This window comes from Cupriavidus pauculus (assembly GCF_002858765.1).
Classification (GTDB): Bacteria; Pseudomonadota; Gammaproteobacteria; order Burkholderiales; family Burkholderiaceae; genus Cupriavidus; species Cupriavidus pauculus_B.
In genome coordinates this window covers 785,630-803,135 of record NZ_PJRP01000001.1, presented here as the reverse complement: position 1 = coordinate 803,135, position 17,506 = coordinate 785,630, and the positions used below count along the sequence as shown (strand labels likewise).

Genomic DNA, 17,506 nt, shown 5'->3' with positions numbered 1-17,506 from the left:
CGATCAGCTGTCGCGCCGATAGAATGCCTCCCATCGTCGAATTTTGCTGAAATTGGAGAGTCTCATGCGTACCACTGCAGACCGTATTCGTCACACCGTCGGTTTCGAGGTGATCGGTCTGATCGCGTTCGCGCCGCTGGCCAGCTGGGTGTTCGGGTACGACCTGCACCAGATGGGCATCGTTGGCGCGGTGGCGGCCCTGATCGCCGCCACGTGGAACTACATCTACAACATCCTGTTCGACCGCGCGATGCTGCGCTTCACGGGCCAGCTCAAGAAGTCGGCGCCGATCCGCGTGCTGCACGCGATCCTGTTCGAGGGCGGCCTGCTGATCGTGTTCCTGCCGTCGGTGGCGTGGTACCTGAAGATCGGCCTGGTCGAGGCCTTTGTCATGGACATCGCCGTGGCCGGCTACTACATGGTCTACGCGTTCTTCTACAACTGGGCCTACGACGTCATCTTCCCGATCCCGAACGCCACGCCGTCGGCGCGCCCGGCGGCATCCACGTCGGCATCCGATTGCCAGTCGGCCAACTGAGCGGACTGAGCGGACCGAGCGCCGCGTAGTCGACCTCGATCACGAAATGCGGCCGGAAACGGCCACATGACGTCATCCGGCGTGCATGGGCCATGCGTTAACATGCTCGCCATGCTCATCCGTCCGTCCATGCTCCGCCGCAGCCTGTCGCCCGCCATCATCGCGGCCACGCTGCTCATCCTCGGCCTGTCCGGAGCCCAGGCCAAGCCCGTCAAGAGTGCCAAGGCTGCTCGCGCTGCCACCGCTGCCACGGCAGTCGCCGCCACAGCCGGTGCCGCCCGCGCCAAGGCCGAACCCGCCGATCCCGCCGCCGCGCGCAGCGGCCTGCCCGCCACCGTGACCGCCGCGCTGCGCCGTGCCCATGTGCCGCTGTCCGCCGCGAGCTTCTACGTGGTCAAGGTGGGCGCCCCGCAGGCGCGCGTGAGCTGGAACGCCGAGACGCCGATGAATCCGGCCTCGACGATGAAGGTAGTCACCACCTTCGCCGGCCTGCAGCTGCTGGGGCCCGAATTCCGCTGGCTGACGTCGCTCTATGCCGATAACCAGCCCGGCCCCGATGGCACGATCAACGGCAACGTCTACCTGCGTGGCCGGGGCGATCCCAAGCTCGTGCCCGAGGAAATGGCCAAGCTCGTGGCCACGGCCCGGTCCGCCGGCGCCAACACCATCAACGGCGACGTGGTGCTGGACCGCAGCTTCTTTGCCGATGGCATGGACGGCAGCTACACCATCGACGGCGAGACCCAGCGCGCCTACAACGTGAATCCGGACGCCCTGCTCTACGCGTTCAAGACGCTGTCCTTCACGATCACCCCCGACGCCGCCAACCGCACCGTGGACGTGGCCGTCACGCCCGCCCTGGCGCAGCTGCGCGTGGACAACCGGATGACGCTGGCCAACGGCCGCTGCGGCGACTGGAAGTCGCGCGCCACGCCGAGCATCATGCCGCAGCCAGACGGCACGGTCGTGGCATCGTTCGACGGCAGCTACTCGGCCGACTGCGGCGAACACATCGTCAACCTGGCCACGCTGAGCCATAGCGATTTCATCTGGGGTGGCTTCGTCGCCGAATGGCAGAACGCCGGCGGCCGCTTCGCGCGTCCGCCCGGCCTGCGCAGCGGCTCGGTGCCGCGCAACGCCTTCCTGCTGGCGCGCCACTACGGCCAGCCGCTGGGCGACATCGTGCGCGACATCAACAAGTTCTCGAACAACGTGATGGCCCGCCAGCTGTTCCTGACGATCGGGGCGGAGATGGATCGCAAGGGGCCGGCCAGCACCGACAAGTCGTCGCGCGTGATTCATCAGTGGCTGGCCAAGCAGGGCCTGGACATGCCGAACCTAGTGCTCGAGAACGGCTCCGGGCTGTCCCGCGACGAGCGCATCAGCGCCTACGACATGGCCCGCCTGCTGCAACAGGCACTGGCCAGCAACGTCGGGCCGGTACTGCTCGATTCGCTGCCGATCCTCGGCGTCGACGGCACGCTGCGCAACCGCCTGACCCGCGCCAATGCGGCCGGCAACGCCTACCTGAAGACCGGAACGCTGGCCGATGTGCGGGCGCTGGCCGGCTATGTCGACGCGCTCAATGGCGAGCGCTATGTGGTGGTGGCCTATATCAACCACCCCAACGCGTCAGGCGCCCAGGAAGCACACGATGCGCTGATGCAGTGGGTCTACAAGGGCGCGCCCTAAAGGTGGATTCGGGCGTGGCGAGATTTGAAACGCCTGCCCTCTCCCCCGTCCCTCACCCGCCTGCGGGAGAGGGGAGAAAACCAAGGGCATACCAAGAGCTTTCCGGATGCTCCCGCTCGTGAACGGGGGCAAAACCGGGGGCTCATCAACAGCTTTTGCCGTGCTCCCCTCTCCCGCCCGGCGGGAGAGGGCCAACGTCTACATCTCAGCTGTCCTCGAACGCCGCCGCCGCGCGGCCCAAGCGGTCGCGCACACCGTCCCACGCTTGGGAATCGGGCACCGGCTCGAACACCAGCCGCTGATAGCCTTCCTTGTCGAGCTTGCGCAGCAGGCCGTACAGCGCCTGGGCATACGCGTCGGGTGTGGCCGGCGCCGCCACGAACACGCAGCGGGCATCGGCACTGGCCAGCGCCTTGCCGACGAACACCAGCCGCCCGCCGTCGGGCAGGCCATGCAGGAGCTGCGGCAGTGCGTCGGCCTGCGCCAGCGTCAGCGTGGTGCGCGGCGCGTAGTGGGCCTTGAGGGTGCCCGACGCACGCGGCGCGGCGGCATCGGGCGGCAACGGCAGCGTACCCAGCACGTCGGCCATCATCGCCGCCGTGATCGCGCCGGGGCGCAACAGCACCGGGCCCAGCGTATCCAGGCGCGAAAGATCCACGATCGACGATTCGATGCCCACGTCCACGCCGTCGCCTTCCAGCACGTAGACAGTGCCGCCGAATTCGTCGCGCACGTGTTCGGCCGTGGTCGGGCTGACCTGGCCAAATTTGTTGGCCGACGGCGCGGCAATGCCGCCCCGGCCACGCTTGAAACGCGCCAGCAGCGCCTGGGCCACCGGATGCGACGGGCAGCGCAGACCGATACTGTCCTGCCCGCCCGCCACGTCGGCCGGAATATGCGCGGCGCGCTTCAGGATGATCGTCAGCGGACCGGGCCAGAAGGCGTCGATCAGCTTCTGTGCAGCCTCGGGCACGTCATCGGTCCAGTAGCTGACGTCGCCGCCATCCACCACATGCACGATGACCGGATGATTGGACGGACGGCCCTTGGCGGCGAAGATGCGCGCCACGGCTTCCGGGTTCTCGGCGTCGGCGCCAAGTCCGTAGACGGTCTCGGTCGGAAAGGCCACGAGCTGGCCGGCTTCGAGCAGACGAACCGCCTCGTCAAGCTCGGCGGCCGTGGGCATGCGTGAGGACATCGAATCTCAGAGGGGGATATGCAGGGCCGTGGCGGCGGCATCGAACGCGGCGGCCGCGGCATCCGCCTGGTCGCCCAGGCAGTTCACGTGGCCCATCTTGCGCGACGGGCGCGCGTCGTTCTTGCCATACAGATGCAGCTTGGCGCCGGGTTGGGCCAGCACTTCGTCCCAGGCCGGCGTGCGCTCCAGGCCGAACTCGAACCAGCAGTCGCCCAGCAGGTTCAGCATCTTGCCGGCCGAATGCTGGCGCGTGCTGCCCAGCGGCAGTCGGGCCATCGCACGCACCTGCTGCTCGAACTGGCTCGTCTCGCAGGCATCCATCGTGATATGGCCAGAATTGTGCGGACGCGGGGCCATCTCGTTGGCCACCAGCGTGCCGTCGGTCAGCACGAAGAACTCGATGCACAGCACGCCGACGTAACCCATTTCCGACGTGATCGTGGCGGCGGCCGCGCGGGCTCGCGTGGCGATGTCGTCGGACACGCTCATCGACGGCATCGTCGTGGAAAACAGGATGCCGTCACGATGCACGTTCTCGGCCAGCGGCCAGGTGGCCGTGGTGCCGTCTGCAGCACGGGCTGCCAGCACGGAGACCTCGTAGGCCAGCGGCAGCATCTGCTCCAGCACGCACGGCACGTGCTGCATGGCCTTCCAGGCGGCGCGCACGTCCTCGCGCGTCTTCACGCGGGCCTGGCCCTTGCCGTCATAGCCCATGCGCGCGGTCTTGAGGATGCCGGGCAGCACGTTGTCGGGCACGTTGTCCACGTCGGCGTCGTGCTGGATCACCCAGTGCGGGGCCGGCGGCACGCCCGTACGCTCGGCGCACGACGCAAAGAACTTCTTCTCGCCGATACGGTTCTGCGCAATCGACACGCAGTAGCCGCGCGGCGCCACGAACACACCGGCCTGCTCCAGGCGGTCCAGCGAGATCGACGGCACGTTCTCGAACTCGGTACTCACGGCCTGGCACAGGCTGGCAAGCTCGGCCAGCGCAGCGTCATCGGTGTAGGTGGCGCAAATATGGCGGTCGGCCACGTTGCCCGCAGGGCTGTCCTGATCGGGATCGAGCACGCAGACGCGATAGCCCATCGACTGCGCCGCGTGCGTGAACATGCGGCCCAGCTGGCCGCCGCCGAGCATGCCAAGCCAGGCGCCGGGCAGGATGGGGGCGCCGGGGGCGTCCACGCCAAATTCGGCGCGCGACTCCGCTGTATGGGCTTCGGACAGGTAGGGATGGATATCGGTCGGCATGGCTCAGGCGTGGGGTCGCTACAAGGTCTTAAACGGGAAGGGTCATCGCGCGCGCGGCTTCGGTCTGCTTCGCGCGGAACGCTTCCAGCGCGCTGGCCAGCGCGTCGTCGGTGGTGGCCAGCGTGGCGATCGCGTGCAGCGCCGCATTGGCGGCACCGGCTTCGCCGATGGCGAACGTGGCCACCGGCACGCCCTTGGGCATCTGCACGATCGACAGCAGCGAATCCTCGCCACGCAGGTACTTCGACGGCACGGGCACGCCGAACACCGGCACGATCGTCTTGGCGGCGATCATGCCCGGCAGGTGCGCGGCACCGCCGGCGCCGGCGATGATCGCGCGGATGCCACGGCTGCGTGCCGACTCGGCATAGCGGAACATGTCGTCGGCCATGCGGTGCGCCGATACCACCTGCGCCTCGAATGCCACGTTGAAATCCTTGAGCATGGCCACGGCGTGCTGCATCACGTCCCAGTCGGAACTGCTGCCCATCACCACGCCCACCACCGGCTTTGCTGCGTTGCTCATGTTCTTGTCCCTTCCGCCTTACAGCAGCTGCTCGCCAGTCAGGCGAGTCAGCGCTTCCTTGTACTTGTCGGCGGTCTTCTGCACCACGTCTTCGGGCAGCTTCGGCGCGGGCGCGGTCTTCGGCCACGGCTTGCCGTCGATGCGCACGGCTTCCAGCCAGTCGCGCACGAACTGCTTGTCGAACGACGGCGGGTTGGTGCCCACCTGGTACGAGTCGGCCGGCCAGAAACGCGACGAATCGGCGGTCAGCACCTCGTCCATCAGCGTCAGCGTGCCGTCTTCGTCCAGGCCGAACTCGAACTTGGTGTCGGCGATGATGATGCCGCGCGTGGCCGCGTACTCGGATGCTTCCTTGTACAGGCGGATCGAGATGTCACGCATCTTTTCGGCCAGCTCGCGGCCGATGCGCTGCACCACCTCGTCGAACGAGATGTTCTCGTCGTGCTCGCCCATCTCGGCCTTGGCCGCCGGGGTGAAGATCGGCTCGGGCAGCTTCTGCGCGTTCTGCAGGCCGGCCGGCAGCGCGATGCCGCAGACCTTGCCCGTGGCCTGGTAGTCCTTCCAGCCGCTGCCGGCCAGGTAGCCGCGCACCACCGCTTCCACCAAGATCGGCTTCAGGCGCTTGACCACCACGGCGCGGCCCTTGACCTGCGCCACTTCGTCCGGCGCCACCACGCTTTCCGCCGTCACGCCCGTCTCGTGGTTCGGCACGATATGCGCGAGCTTCCCGAACCAGAAGTTGGCCATCTGGTTCAGCACGCGGCCCTTGGCCGGAATCGGTTCGCCCATGATCACGTCGAAGGCCGACAGGCGATCGGTCGTCACGATCAGCAGCTTGTCGTCGCCGACAGCGTAGTTGTCGCGGACCTTGCCCTTGCCGAGCAGCGGCAGGGACTGGATGGAGGATTCGTAGAGGGCGTCAGACATGGTGTGAAAGCGGCTGCGGCTGAAAACAAGCGGGGCTTCGTGCAATTGGCGAAGCCCCATGAAGTACGAACGCCCCGCGCGCTGGGCGGGCGGGGCGGCGAAACGATTTACTGCACGACCTGGGCGAGCTTGCCCGACGTGTACTGGCCGGCGATGTCGGCCAGCGACACGGCCTTGATCTTGCTGGCCTGGCCTTCGCAACCGAAAGCGATGTAGCGGGCCTTGCAAACCTGCTTGGCGGCTTCGCGGGCCGGCTTCAGGTATTCGCGCGGGTCGAACTTGCTCGGGTTTTCCGCGAAGAAGCGGCGGATCGCGCCGGTCATCGCCAGGCGGATGTCGGTGTCGATGTTGATCTTGCGCACGCCGTACTTGATGGCTTCCTGGATTTCTTCCACCGGCACGCCGTACGTTTCCTTCATGTCGCCACCGAACTGGCGGATTTCGGCCAGCAGTTCCTGCGGCACCGACGACGAACCGTGCATCACCAGGTGCGTGTTCGGGATGCGGGCGTGGATTTCCTTGATGCGGCCGATGGCCAGGATGTCGCCCGTGGGCTTGCGCGTGAACTTGTACGCGCCGTGCGACGTGCCGATGGCGATGGCCAGGGCGTCCAGTTGTGTGGCCTTGACGAAGTCGGCGGCCTGCTCCGGATCGGTCAGCAGCATCGAGTGGTCGAGCTTGCCTTCGGCGCCGATACCGTCTTCCTCGCCGGCCTCACCAGTTTCCAGCGAGCCCAGGCAGCCCAGTTCGCCTTCCACGGTCACGCCCAGCGCGTGGGCCATCTGCACGACCTTGCGGGTGACGTCGACGTTGTACTCGTAGTCGGACGGGGTCTTGCCGTCTTCCTTCAGCGAGCCGTCCATCATCACCGACGAGAAGTTCAGGTCGATGGCGGCCTTGCAGATCGCCGGCGACTGGCCGTGATCCTGGTGCATCACCACGGGGATGTGCGGATAGGCTTCCACGGCGGCTTCGATCAGGTGACGCAGGAAGTGCTCGCCAGCGTATTTGCGCGCGCCTGCCGAGGCTTGCATGATCACCGGGGCGTTGACCTCGTCGGCGGCCTGCATGATGGCCTGCACCTGCTCGAGGTTGTTCACGTTGAAGGCCGGCAGACCGTAGCTGTTCTCGGCGGCATGGTCCAGCAGCTGGCGCATGGATACGAGTGGCATGTCAAACTCCTGAATAAAAAATCGGTATCTAGTATTTTTTCGATGCTGCGCCGGGCAGGTTCGCGCATCCGCGGTGCGCCGTCCGTGCAGCGCACCACATCGGACGTTTCTCTACTTGAACTTGCTGCCGACCCTCACGATCTTCAGCGTGTTCGTGCCGCCGGCCTGGCCCATCGGCTCACCGATTGTCAGCACAATGAAATCGCCATGCTGCACGGCGCCCTGCGCCAGCAGCAGTTCCTCGGCCTGTTCCAGCGCCTCGTCCCGGTCGGTGCTCGACTGCAGCGGCAGCGGCACCACATTGCGGTAGAGCTGCATCTTGCGCTGCGACGCCAGGTTCGGCGTCATGGCATAGATCGGCACATGGATGCGGTGACGGCTCATCCACAAGGCGGTGGCGCCCGAATCGGTCAGCGCGGCAATGGCCTTCACGCCTAGATGATAGGCCGTGAACAGCGCACCCATGGCAATCGACTGGTCGATGCGCGAGAACGTCTGGTTCAGGAAATCGGTGTCGAGCTGCACCACCTCGGACTTCTCGGCTTCCAGGCAGATCGCGGCCATGGCCTCGACCGTTTCCACCGGATAGCGCCCGGCGGCGGTCTCGGCCGACGTCATCACGGCGTCGGTGCCGTCCAGCACGGCGTTGGCCACGTCAGACACCTCGGCGCGCGTCGGCACCGGGTTGACGATCATGCTTTCCATCATCTGGGTGGCCGTGATCGTCAGCTTGTTCGCCTCGCGGGCCAGCCGGATCATGCGCTTCTGCAGCGCCGGCACGGCCGCGTTGCCCACTTCCACGGCCAGGTCGCCGCGGGCCACCATGATGCCATCCGATGCGTTCAGGATTTCCTCGAGCACGCCGGGGCGAATGGCCTCGGCGCGTTCGATCTTGGCGATCATGCGCGCCTTGTGGTTGTGCGGCTGGCCGGCCACGTTGGCCAGCTGGCGCGCCATTTCCATGTCGGTGGCGTTCTTCGGGAAGCTCACGGCCACGTAGTCGGCGTGCAGGGCCATGGCGGTCTTGATGTCCTCCATGTCCTTCGCGGTCAGCGCCGGCGCAGACAGGCCGCCGCCCTGGCGGTTGATGCCCTTGTTGTTCGACAGATCGCCGCCCACGCGCACCGTGGTGAAGATCTCGGTGCCGATCACGCGGTCCACCACCAGCACGATCAGGCCGTCGTTGAGCAGCAGCACGTCGCCCGGGCCCACGTCGCGCGGCAGGTCCTTGTAGTCCAGCCCCACGCGCTCCTGGTTGCCCACTTCGCAGGTCGAGTCGAGCACGAACGCGTCGCCGGACTTCAGCGTGACCTTGCCGTTCTCGAACTTGCCCACGCGGATCTTGGGCCCCTGCAGGTCGGCCATGATGGCCACCTCGCGGCCGCAGGCCGTGGCCGCCTCACGCACCAGCGCGGCGCGGTCGATATGGTCCTGCGCGGTGCCGTGCGAGAAATTCAGGCGCACCACGTCGACACCGGCCCCGATCATGCGGGTCAGCACTTCCAGCGAGCTGGACGCGGGGCCAATCGTGGCAACGATCTTGGTGGAACGGGTCATGCGGACGGTTTCCTGGGGTTAGCTGGCTTGAGGGCTTGTCGGCTTCAGGGGCGTGGCCACGGGCCGGCCGGCTCGCGCCGCCAGCCCGCGCGGGCTTCAGCCGGCAGCGCGTTGTTCCAGCACTTCAAACGCCGGCAGCTTCTTGCCTTCCAGGAACTCCAGGAAGGCGCCGCCACCGGTGGAGATGTAGTCGATGCGATCGGCGATGTTGTACTTGGCGATGGCGGCCAGCGTGTCGCCGCCGCCGGCGATCGAAAACGCCTTCGACGATGCCACCGCTTCGGCCAGCACCTTGGTGCCGTTGCCGAACTGGTCGAACTCGAACACGCCAACCGGGCCGTTCCAGACGATGGTGCCGGCGGCCTTGAGCTGGTCGGCCAGCATGGCGGCGGTCTTCGGACCGATGTCCAGGATCATGTCGTCGTCGGCCACGTCCTTGACGTCCTTGACCGTCGCGGCGGCCGTGGCGCTGAATTCCTTGGCGCAGACCACGTCGACCGGAATCGGCACCGATGCGCCGCGGGCGGCCATGATGTCGATGATGGTGCGGGCGTCGCCCACCAGGTCGGCCTCGGCCAGCGACTTGCCGATCTTCAGGCCGGCGGCCAGCATGAACGTGTTGGCGATGCCGCCACCCACCACGAGGTTGTCCACCTTGTCGGCCAGCGCCTTCAGGATGGTCAGCTTGGTCGATACCTTCGAGCCGGCCACGATGGCCACCAGCGGACGGGCCGGCTGGCCCAGCGCGCGGCCCAGCGCGTCGATCTCGGCGGCCAGCAGCGGGCCGGCGCAGGCGATCGGGGCGAACTTGGCGATACCGTTAGTGGTGGCTTCGGCGCGGTGCGCCGTGCCAAAGGCGTCATTGACGTAGATGTCGCAGAGCTTGGCCATCTTCTGAGCCAGCTCGTCGCTGTTCTTCTTCTCGCCCTTGTTGACGCGGCAGTTTTCCAGCAGCACCACCTGGCCGGGCGCCACTTCCACGCCATCGACCCAGTTCTGCACCAGCTTCACCGGCTTGCCGAGCAGTTCCGACAGGCGCGTGGCGATCGGGGCCAGCGAATCCTCGGGCTTGAACTCGCCTTCGGTCGGACGCCCCAGGTGTGACGTCACCATCACTGCAGCACCCGCCTCCAGGCAGGCCTGGATGGCCGGCACCGAAGCGCGGATGCGGGTGTCCTCGGTGATGTTTCCTGCGTCGTCTTGCGGCACGTTCAGATCGGCGCGAATAAACACACGCTTGCCGGAGAGTTTGCCTTGGGAAATGAGATCAGTAAGACGCAGAACAGAGGTCATGGCGATAAGAGCGGGGACGGGGACGGCATACAACCGTCCACAGAAGTCGGGGAAACCGCCATTTTACCTGATCACCGTTACGGATTTACGCCTTCCGGCGGCAGCGCCGCTGATGCATCACACGGCGGCCAAACCACACCCCTACTTAAGGAGGGTTAATTGTCTTAACAACAAGCGGCCCGCATGCGGTAATGTACGCTTAATGTACTAAACGTATGCATAGTCAGACACTCGAACTATTTTTGATAGTTTTAATACATCATGACACCAGACGACAGCCGGCAGAGACTGGCTCCACCATTTCCGCGGACGTGCGCGACGGACACGCGGAAAGGAACAGATGTGGTGAATGCAAGGGGGTAGTCAGATGGAACAAGCCGCCATCCACGGCGCTATCCGTGGGTTGTATGAAGGCATCCTCGATCCCGCCGTGTGGCAGCAAAGCCTGCGCGCACTGACCGAGATTGCCGACACGGCGCATGCGTCGATGATGGTGTGGGACACGGTGCGCGACCAGGTGACGGTCAACGAAGTGGTCAACCCGGTGGCGGAGCTGTTCACCGCCTATGAAAACGATTTCCAATCCATCGACCCGGCCAAGGCCTTCGCGCCCCGGCTGGTGCCGGGTGCGTGGTACATCGACGCGCGCGACCTGGGCCCGCAGGCCATGGCGCGTCATCCGTTTTATCGCGATTTCTTCAATCGGTTCGACCTGCGCTCGTACGTCGCCTGCCTGGTAGAACGGCAGCCGCACTACGAGGTGTATTTCTCGATGCAGCGCGGGCTGTCGCAAAGCGCCTTCTCGGGCGAGGACACGCGCCGGCTCGACTGGGTCATCCCCCATATGCGCAGCGCCATTGCCATGCGCGACCGCACGCTGGCGCTGTCGACCATGGCCTCGATCTCGGCCCGCCTGCTTGAACGGCTGGCCTTCGCCGTGGGCGTCTACGCGCCCGACCGGCACCTGCTGCTAGCCAACATGGCTGGCGAACGTTGGGCGCGCCGCCTGGAACCATCGGGCAAGACCTCAGCCTGGCACCTGTCGCGCCCGTTTGCCGAGATGGTGCAGGCGGCCTGCGACCCCGGCAATCCGCTTGGTGCGCAAGCCGCGCGCGCCAGCGACGATCACGGCAACCATGCCGAAGTCCTTGTCCTGCCGTTGCCGCCCACGCACACGTTTGCGTCGCAGTGGCAGCAGCCGGCGGCGCTGGTGGTGGTGCACGAGGCGGGCGCGCCGTCCGTCCTGCTCGACACCGTGCTGCGCAATCTCTACGGTCTGACCCCGGCGGAAACGCGGCTGGCGTCGCGGCTGGCCACGGGCGAAGGCCTGCCCGAGGCAGCCCTGCACATGCGCATTCGCCACGAGACCGCGCGCACCCAGCTCAAGGCTGTCTTCCTGAAGACCGGCTGCACGAGCCAGGCGCAGTTCACCCACCTGTTGACGAAGCTGGCGGCCACGCTGGACGGAGGCTGACGCCCGTCTCGCTGTCCCTGCAGGGAATCCCCCGCAGCAGCCCTGGCACGCCCCACCACGTCGGCCCTCATCGGGTCGCGATGCACGACGGCGCCCTTCGCTCGTGCGCTCGCCGTCGAAAAGGACGCTCGCCGTCGAAAAGGACAAAGGAAGTCACGTGATGAACGCAGCAGACATGCATGAGACCATTCGTGGCCTCTATTTGGGCGTTTTCGAGCCCCTTGCCTGGCAACGCAGTCTCCACGCGCTGTGCGAACAAAGCGGCAGCATCCAGGCATCCCTGCTGGTGCTGGATAGCGCGCAGCAGACCGTGCAGGTACGCCACATGGTCAACCGTGCGCCCGACAACCTGGCCATCCTGCCGCCGCCCTACCGGCTGCACAGCGGCATGCTGGTATCGGGCTCCATGCCGGTCGGCGGCTGGCATATCGACCGGAGCGACACCGCCGGCGCCACGGCACAGCACCAGGCCTTTGGGGGCGAATCGTTCGATGACGTGGCGCTGACATCGGTCATGGCCTGCCTGGTGGACCGCCGTCCGGCGCGCGAGATTTATCTGGTGCTCCAGCGCCCGGCCAGCGCGGACGGCTATGCGGAAACCGACGCCCGCGCGCTGGATTGGGCCATACCGCACCTGCGCGAAGCCATGGCCCTGCGCGACCGCACGCATGCGGTGGCTGCCCAAGGCCACGTCTCGGCCGACATGCTCAATCGGCTGCCATTCGGGGTGGTCGTCTTTTCGGAATCGGGAAAGGTGCTGCTGGCCAATGCGGCCGGCCATCCGTGGACCCGCCGGCTGCTGCCCGGCGACGCCGCCGACAGCCAGGGTAGCGCCAACGGCCACGGATGGCGCCTGTCGCGACCGTTCTCCGATGTCGTGCGATCGCTGTGCGACCCCAACACATTGCAGCCCGCGCAGGCCATCCAGGCGATCGGTGCCGATGGCCGGGGGGCGCAGATCGTCGCAGTGGCGATGACGCCCGCGCTCTACCTGTCTTCGGAATGGGAGGGCCAGCCGGTCCTGGTGGCCATCCACGAGACCCAGGGCCCGCCGCGTGCGGTGCCGGCCGTGCTACGTGACCTGTACGGCCTGACGCCGGCCGAGAACCGGCTGGCCATGCTGCTGACCACGGGTATCGGCCTGCCGGATGCGTGCATGCAGCTAGGGATTAAGCGTGAAACCGGGCGTTCGCAGCTCAAGGCCATCTTCACCAAGACCAGTACCAGCACCCAGGCCCAACTGGCGCACCTGCTGACGCGCCTGGGCAGTATCCTGGCCGAGCCGGCCGGCCAGGAGGCGCAGGCCGTCTAGCCCAGCAGCCGCAGCGCGGTGTAGACTGCCATGCCCACCACGATCATCCCGACCATGCGTCGGGTCAGCACATAGCAGACCGTGGCGGCAATGCCCGCCATGAGCTTGTCGTTGCCGGGCGAGATCGTGAAATGGCCCTCGAAGGTCAGCAGGTCGGGCAGGATGATGGCCGCCAGCGCCGCGGCCGGCGCATAGCGCAGCGCGCGCTGGATGCGGTCTGGCACCGTGACGCGCTCGCCCGCCATCAGGAACAGCGCCCGCGAGAACACCGTCACCACGGTCATGCCGAGGATGGCGATCCAGGTATCGAGATGGCTCATGCCTGGTCTCCCGTCGGTTGGCCGCCCTTGCGAGCGCGGATACCGCGCAGTGTGGCGCGCGCCGCCATCTCGTCGCTGGCCATGCCGGCGGCAATCGCGGCCACCACGGCAATCACCAGCGCCAGCCGGTACGGCAGGTCGAAGCACAGCAGCGCCACCACCGCCGACACCACCACGGCCATCAGCGTCGAGCGCGAGTTGATCGTCGCGATCATCACCGGGATCAGCGCCAGCGTGCCCGCCAGCGCCAGGCCCCAGCTGTCCGGGAACAGGCTGGCCAGCACGATGCCGATGATCGACGACACCTGCCACGTGGCGCCGTTGATCAGCGCCATGCCCCAGAAATACCCTTCCTTGCCCGGCGCGTAGCCCGGTTCGGCGTACCGCTGCATGAAGTAGACAAAATGCAGGTCGCCGTTGAAGAAGCCCAGCAGCGTGCGGCGCCAGCCCGGCAGGTAGTTGAAGTGCGGCTGCAGCGCGGCGCTGAAGATCACGAAGCGCAGGTTGACCACGGCCGCCGTAAGCCAGACCGTCCAGATCGGCATGCCCGCCGCGAACAGCGGCAGCACGGCCAGTTGCGCGGACCCCGCATAGACCAGCAGCGACATGCCGATGGCCTCGGGCACGGTCAGCGCCGACTTGCTCATGGCCACCCCGGTGACCAGGCCCCAGGAAAATACTGCGGGCAGCGAGGGCGCGAAGAATCGCGCCCCGTCGAGAAAGGCGTTGCGTTCCACCTCGGCAAAGCGATGCCAGAGGCGCAACCACACCGGGGACGACTGTCGGGGTGTCATGGCGAGATGAGAAGAGACGGTACGGCAGGCCGTCTTGTGTGCGGCCTTGCCGTCAGGAAGGACCATCGGCCACGCTGAGACGCGTGGCCGATGGCGGAGCAGCCATTATAGGGCCGCCGGCACCACTGGTAAGCAGTGGCTTAATTGCGAGCGGGGCGACTGTTGTTTCGAGGTCAAAGCGCAGCCGTCACATGGCAACCCGCCACCCCCAATCGCCGCTTGCCGGGCACATCCAGACCGGCTCAGGCGGGCTTGCTGGCCGGCGCGACAGGCGTCAGCGGCGCTGCCGTGGCGCCCGCGGGTTCGGTCGCATCGTCGTGGTCGCCGCCCCCGGCCTGTCCCAGGTCGATACCCGAAGTCTCGGGCAGCAGCGCCGCCGATACCATCACCAGCGCATAGCCGACCCCGGCCACCATGGCGATGGCCAGCGCCAGCGACGTGCGCCCACTGTTGAGCCAGCCCACGGCCAGTGGAAAGAACGATCCGATCACGCGGCCCAGGTTGTACGCCACGCCGTAGCCGGTGGCCCGCACGCTGCTCGGATATGACTCCGAGATCGTGGCGCCGATGCCCGAGAACACGCCCTGCATCAGCACCCCCAGCGGAAAGCCCAGGAACAGCATCGACGTGTTCGATACCGGAATCACCATGTAGATCATGGCCATCACGAACGCGCCGGCCGCAAAGGCGATATAGGTCAGGCGTCGGCCCCAGCGGTCGGTGGCATAGGCCCCGGCCACATAGCCGACCAGCGAGCCCAGGATCGTCACGGCCAGATAGGAACTGGTGCCGAATACCGACAGGCCGCGCTCGGTCTTCAGGAACGTCGGCAGCCAGGTGGCAATGGCGTAGTAGGCGCCCAGCATGCCGCCCGACAGCAGGCTGCACAGCACGGTCTTGCGCAGCAGCGGCTTGCGGAACACGCGCGCCAGGTCGGCACCGGCCGACGTCCCCGCCCGTTCGGCACGACTCTTCAGGAAGACTTCGGGTTCCTCAAGGTTGCGGCGCAGGTAGACCACCACCAGCGCGGGCAGGATGCCCAGGAAGAAGCAGACCCGCCATGCCGTCTCGGGCTCGAACAGGCTGAACGTGATGGCGTACGCGATGGCCGCGCCGCCCCAGCCGAACGAGTAGCTGCTGGCCGTGAAGCCCGAGTACTTGCCGCGATGCGCCGGATTGCGGATCAGCTCGGTCACCAGCACCATGCACAGCGACGATTCCCCGCCAAAGCCCAGGCCCTGCAGCATGCGGAACACCATCAGCTGTTCTGGCGAATTGGCGATGCCACACAGGAAGCAGGACACCGCGAATACCACGATGGTCCAGCGCAGCACGCGCACGCGGCCAAAGCGGTCGGCCAGCAGGCCCGCGCCCACGGCGCCCACCAGCGACGACACCAGCGTCCACGTGACGATGGCCCCGGCCATCGATTTGCTCATGCCCCACTGCGCCAGCAGCGTCGAAATCAGGAACGAATAGATCATGAAGTCGAACACGTCGACCGCATGCCCCAGGAACGCCCCGTAGAACCCCTTGCGCTCGGCGCGCGACAACTCCTTGAACCAGTCCAGCATGATCGCCCTCCCCTTTTTAGCGATATTGCGATGCAGCGATGTCGTGATGTGGCGAATGGGTGATGCGGTGATTTAACGATTCGACGATGCAGCGAGGCGCGGTGGCCGGAAGCCGTGGCCGGCGTCTTCCAGCAACTGCGCGAACCGCAGCGACGTGAGATCGCCGTAGCGGCGGGCCACGATCTGCACACCCACCGGCAAGCCGTCGCGCGCCGGGCCGATCGGCGCCACGGTCGACGGCAGGCCGCACAGCCCCGAATGGCCGGCCCAGAACAGCTGCGATGTCAGCGGCCACGGCTGGCCATTGACCGTGATCGTGCGTTGCCACGGCTCGCCCTGTTCGTCGAGCGGAAAGGCCGTGGTGGACGCGGCCGGGCACAGCAACACGTCGAAGTCTCCAAAGAAGTGGTTCCAGGCACGCGCGAACGCCTCGCGGGCCGGCTGCATCCCCAGCCAGTGCCGGTGGCTCAGCACGGCGCCGGTGAACTGCAGCGTGTCGTAATTGGCATCGTCGCCATCGGGGTCGCCGGCACGCGCCAGCGCATCGGCGAACGCGGCGTCATCCATGTGCAGCGACGTCGTGGCGCGCAGCAGCAGCACGTAGATGCGCCACAGTTGCGCGGCATCGAAGTCAGGGCGGACGTTCCAGGCGACCTGCGCGCCGGCCGCCTCCAGCTGGTGCCCAAGCTGCGCGATGGCGCCGCTGACCGTGTCGTCGACTTCGGCCAGCGGGTGGGTGGGCAGCACGGCCACGCGGAAATCGGCCAGGCGGGTGTGGTCGCACGGCGGCAGGTCCAGCTGCCACGCCGGCGCCTCGGCGGCGTCGGGCCCGGCGATGGCGCGCAGCACCAGTTCCAGGTCGCGCGCGCTGCGGGCCACGGGTCCGGCCACGTTGATGTCCTGCTCCGCAAACCCCGCCCGCCCGTTGCCATGGCCGCGCAGCGGCACGATGCCGTGGCTGCTCTTGTGCGAGAACACGCCGCAGTAGTGCGCCGGGTTGCGCAGCGACGAGCCGATATCCGAGCCGATATCGAAATAGCTCATGCCGGTGCAGACCGCCGCCGCGCTGCCGCCCGACGAACCGCCCGGGGTGCGCGACAGATCGTGCGGATTGCGCGTGGTGCCGTAGACCGCGTTGTAGCTCTGCCAGTCGCGCAGGCCCAGCGGCACGTTGGTCTTGCCCAGCAGCACGGCGCCGTGCGCGCGCAGGCGCTCGACCACCACTGCGTCGGCACCAGCGCGATGGGTGGCGCGCGCCGGCACGCCGCACGTGGTGGGCCAGCCGGCTACATCGAACGATTCCTTGATCGAAAACGGCACGCCATCGAGCGGGCCGCCTCGAAATCGGCCAGCACGATCGCATTGACCTGACCGTGATGGGCGTCCCAGGCGGCCTGGCACGATTCGACCAGCGCCAGCGCCGTGGTTTCGCCACGCGCCAATTGCGCGGCGGCAACGTGGGCGGGCATCCAGCGGACATCTGGCCGGGACGCATCGTCCGGCATGGGGTCAGGCAGGGTCACAGTGGCTCCGTTGTTGTCATGGGCGCGGCAATCCAATGGATGCAATGGGCCGGGCCTGTGGGGGCGTGTTGGAAGCTGGCGTCGAGAATCGACGGATCGGTATACTATATTCTGTATCCGAAGAATCTCAAGGCAGTATTTGTGCTAAGACTAGATGCACCGCGGCAAGGATGTGGAACCGCGAGGAATCCCCCCTCTCCCGCCTGTGTGAGAGGTTGGGGGAGAGGGCAGGCGCATCACACCCTTGCCACGGTGCCAAAGCACGCCTCGCGGAAAAGGCCTACGGATGTGCATTCGCACCAAATCCGGGATGAATTTGTATACCGTTTGGTGCAAGCGCCATCGGATCTGGAAC

General features: G+C 66.8%; 14 protein-coding genes and 1 pseudogene. 4 read left to right on the top strand and 11 right to left on the bottom strand.

Annotation, left to right across the window (positions count from 1 at the left end; genetic code table 11):
* Positions 1-64 precede the first annotated feature (64 nt).
* The gene (locus tag CYJ10_RS03665; protein ID WP_101680171.1) at positions 65-538 is read left to right on the top strand and encodes a PACE efflux transporter; all 474 of its coding nucleotides are present in this window, start codon (positions 65-67) and stop codon (positions 536-538) included.
* A gap of 102 nt (positions 539-640) precedes the next feature.
* Positions 641-2,230 carry a D-alanyl-D-alanine carboxypeptidase/D-alanyl-D-alanine endopeptidase gene (gene dacB / locus CYJ10_RS03660; protein ID WP_101680170.1) on the top strand — a complete coding sequence of 530 codons (1,590 nt, stop codon included), beginning with the start codon at positions 641-643 and terminating at the stop codon, positions 2,228-2,230.
* A 205-nt stretch (positions 2,231-2,435) separates the two neighbouring features.
* On the opposite strand, the gene CYJ10_RS03655 is transcribed toward dacB, so the two are convergent.
* From CYJ10_RS03655 to CYJ10_RS03625, 7 genes are all read right to left on the bottom strand, one after another.
* Positions 2,436-3,428 carry an L-threonylcarbamoyladenylate synthase gene (locus CYJ10_RS03655; RefSeq protein WP_101680169.1) on the bottom strand — a complete coding sequence of 331 codons (993 nt, stop codon included), beginning with the start codon at positions 3,426-3,428 and terminating at the stop codon, positions 2,436-2,438.
* Between the two features lie 6 nt (positions 3,429-3,434).
* Positions 3,435-4,679, bottom strand: a complete 1,245-nt coding sequence (locus CYJ10_RS03650) for a 5-(carboxyamino)imidazole ribonucleotide synthase (protein WP_101680168.1) — start codon at positions 4,677-4,679, stop codon at positions 3,435-3,437.
* 28 nt (positions 4,680-4,707) lie between these two features.
* A complete protein-coding gene (gene purE, locus CYJ10_RS03645) occupies positions 4,708-5,205 on the bottom strand; it encodes a 5-(carboxyamino)imidazole ribonucleotide mutase (RefSeq protein ID WP_066739411.1) in 498 nt (165 codons plus the stop codon).
* Between the two features lie 18 nt (positions 5,206-5,223).
* Positions 5,224-6,132, bottom strand: a complete 909-nt coding sequence (locus tag CYJ10_RS03640; RefSeq protein ID WP_101680167.1) for a phosphoribosylaminoimidazolesuccinocarboxamide synthase — start codon at positions 6,130-6,132, stop codon at positions 5,224-5,226.
* Positions 6,133-6,239: 107 nt separating this feature from the next.
* Positions 6,240-7,304: a class II fructose-bisphosphate aldolase gene (gene fba, locus CYJ10_RS03635; protein ID WP_101680166.1), complete on the bottom strand. Its 1,065-nt coding sequence runs from the start codon at positions 7,302-7,304 to the stop codon at positions 6,240-6,242.
* Positions 7,305-7,415: 111 nt separating this feature from the next.
* The gene (gene pyk / locus CYJ10_RS03630) at positions 7,416-8,861 is read right to left on the bottom strand and encodes a pyruvate kinase (protein WP_101680165.1); all 1,446 of its coding nucleotides are present in this window, start codon (positions 8,859-8,861) and stop codon (positions 7,416-7,418) included.
* 96 nt (positions 8,862-8,957) lie between these two features.
* Positions 8,958-10,154, bottom strand: coding sequence for a phosphoglycerate kinase (locus CYJ10_RS03625; protein WP_101680164.1), 1,197 nt, complete (start codon positions 10,152-10,154; stop codon positions 8,958-8,960).
* Between the two features lie 367 nt (positions 10,155-10,521).
* Between CYJ10_RS03625 and CYJ10_RS03620 the strand changes: the two genes are divergently transcribed.
* Together CYJ10_RS03620 and CYJ10_RS03615 are read left to right on the top strand one after the other, a co-directional pair.
* Positions 10,522-11,628: a helix-turn-helix transcriptional regulator gene (locus tag CYJ10_RS03620; RefSeq protein ID WP_101680163.1), complete on the top strand. Its 1,107-nt coding sequence runs from the start codon at positions 10,522-10,524 to the stop codon at positions 11,626-11,628.
* A gap of 160 nt (positions 11,629-11,788) precedes the next feature.
* The gene (locus tag CYJ10_RS03615) at positions 11,789-12,940 is read left to right on the top strand and encodes a helix-turn-helix transcriptional regulator (RefSeq protein WP_101680162.1); all 1,152 of its coding nucleotides are present in this window, start codon (positions 11,789-11,791) and stop codon (positions 12,938-12,940) included.
* Here the strand turns inward: CYJ10_RS03615 and CYJ10_RS03610 are convergent.
* The 4 genes and pseudogenes from CYJ10_RS03610 to CYJ10_RS03595 all read right to left on the bottom strand — a co-directional run bounded on the left by CYJ10_RS03610 (position 12,937) and on the right by CYJ10_RS03595 (position 17,133).
* Positions 12,937-13,260 (bottom strand): AzlD domain-containing protein, encoded by a 324-nt coding sequence (locus CYJ10_RS03610; RefSeq protein ID WP_101680161.1) that lies wholly within the window; start codon positions 13,258-13,260, stop codon positions 12,937-12,939. The genes CYJ10_RS03615 and CYJ10_RS03610 overlap by 4 nt on opposite strands.
* A complete protein-coding gene (locus tag CYJ10_RS03605; protein ID WP_101680160.1) occupies positions 13,257-14,054 on the bottom strand; it encodes an AzlC family ABC transporter permease in 798 nt (265 codons plus the stop codon). Before CYJ10_RS03605 ends, CYJ10_RS03610 begins: the two co-directional genes overlap by 4 nt.
* A 242-nt stretch (positions 14,055-14,296) precedes the next feature.
* Complete coding sequence (locus CYJ10_RS03600; RefSeq protein ID WP_101680159.1) at positions 14,297-15,628, bottom strand: MFS transporter; 1,332 nt, start codon at positions 15,626-15,628, stop codon at positions 14,297-14,299.
* A 72-nt stretch (positions 15,629-15,700) separates the two neighbouring features.
* Positions 15,701-17,133, bottom strand: a pseudogene (locus CYJ10_RS03595) (amidase).
* Positions 17,134-17,506: the final 373 nt, after the last annotated feature.

What these genes read in the sequence shown, in the direction of transcription:
- CYJ10_RS03665 (WP_101680171.1), top strand. Translation starts at nt 65, where the DNA reads ATGCGTACCACTGCAGACCGTATTCGTCACACCGTCGGTTTCGAGGTG.
- dacB (WP_101680170.1), top strand. Translation starts at nt 641, where the DNA reads ATGCTCGCCATGCTCATCCGTCCGTCCATGCTCCGCCGCAGCCTGTCG.
- CYJ10_RS03655 (WP_101680169.1), bottom strand. Translation starts at nt 3,428, where the DNA reads ATGTCCTCACGCATGCCCACGGCCGCCGAGCTTGACGAGGCGGTTCGT.
- CYJ10_RS03650 (WP_101680168.1), bottom strand. Translation starts at nt 4,679, where the DNA reads ATGCCGACCGATATCCATCCCTACCTGTCCGAAGCCCATACAGCGGAG.
- purE (WP_066739411.1), bottom strand. Translation starts at nt 5,205, where the DNA reads ATGAGCAACGCAGCAAAGCCGGTGGTGGGCGTGGTGATGGGCAGCAGT.
- CYJ10_RS03640 (WP_101680167.1), bottom strand. Translation starts at nt 6,132, where the DNA reads ATGTCTGACGCCCTCTACGAATCCTCCATCCAGTCCCTGCCGCTGCTC.
- fba (WP_101680166.1), bottom strand. Translation starts at nt 7,304, where the DNA reads ATGCCACTCGTATCCATGCGCCAGCTGCTGGACCATGCCGCCGAGAAC.
- pyk (WP_101680165.1), bottom strand. Translation starts at nt 8,861, where the DNA reads ATGACCCGTTCCACCAAGATCGTTGCCACGATTGGCCCCGCGTCCAGC.
- CYJ10_RS03625 (WP_101680164.1), bottom strand. Translation starts at nt 10,154, where the DNA reads ATGACCTCTGTTCTGCGTCTTACTGATCTCATTTCCCAAGGCAAACTC.
- CYJ10_RS03620 (WP_101680163.1), top strand. Translation starts at nt 10,522, where the DNA reads ATGGAACAAGCCGCCATCCACGGCGCTATCCGTGGGTTGTATGAAGGC.
- CYJ10_RS03615 (WP_101680162.1), top strand. Translation starts at nt 11,789, where the DNA reads ATGAACGCAGCAGACATGCATGAGACCATTCGTGGCCTCTATTTGGGC.
- CYJ10_RS03610 (WP_101680161.1), bottom strand. Translation starts at nt 13,260, where the DNA reads ATGAGCCATCTCGATACCTGGATCGCCATCCTCGGCATGACCGTGGTG.
- CYJ10_RS03605 (WP_101680160.1), bottom strand. Translation starts at nt 14,054, where the DNA reads ATGACACCCCGACAGTCGTCCCCGGTGTGGTTGCGCCTCTGGCATCGC.
- CYJ10_RS03600 (WP_101680159.1), bottom strand. Translation starts at nt 15,628, where the DNA reads ATGCTGGACTGGTTCAAGGAGTTGTCGCGCGCCGAGCGCAAGGGGTTC.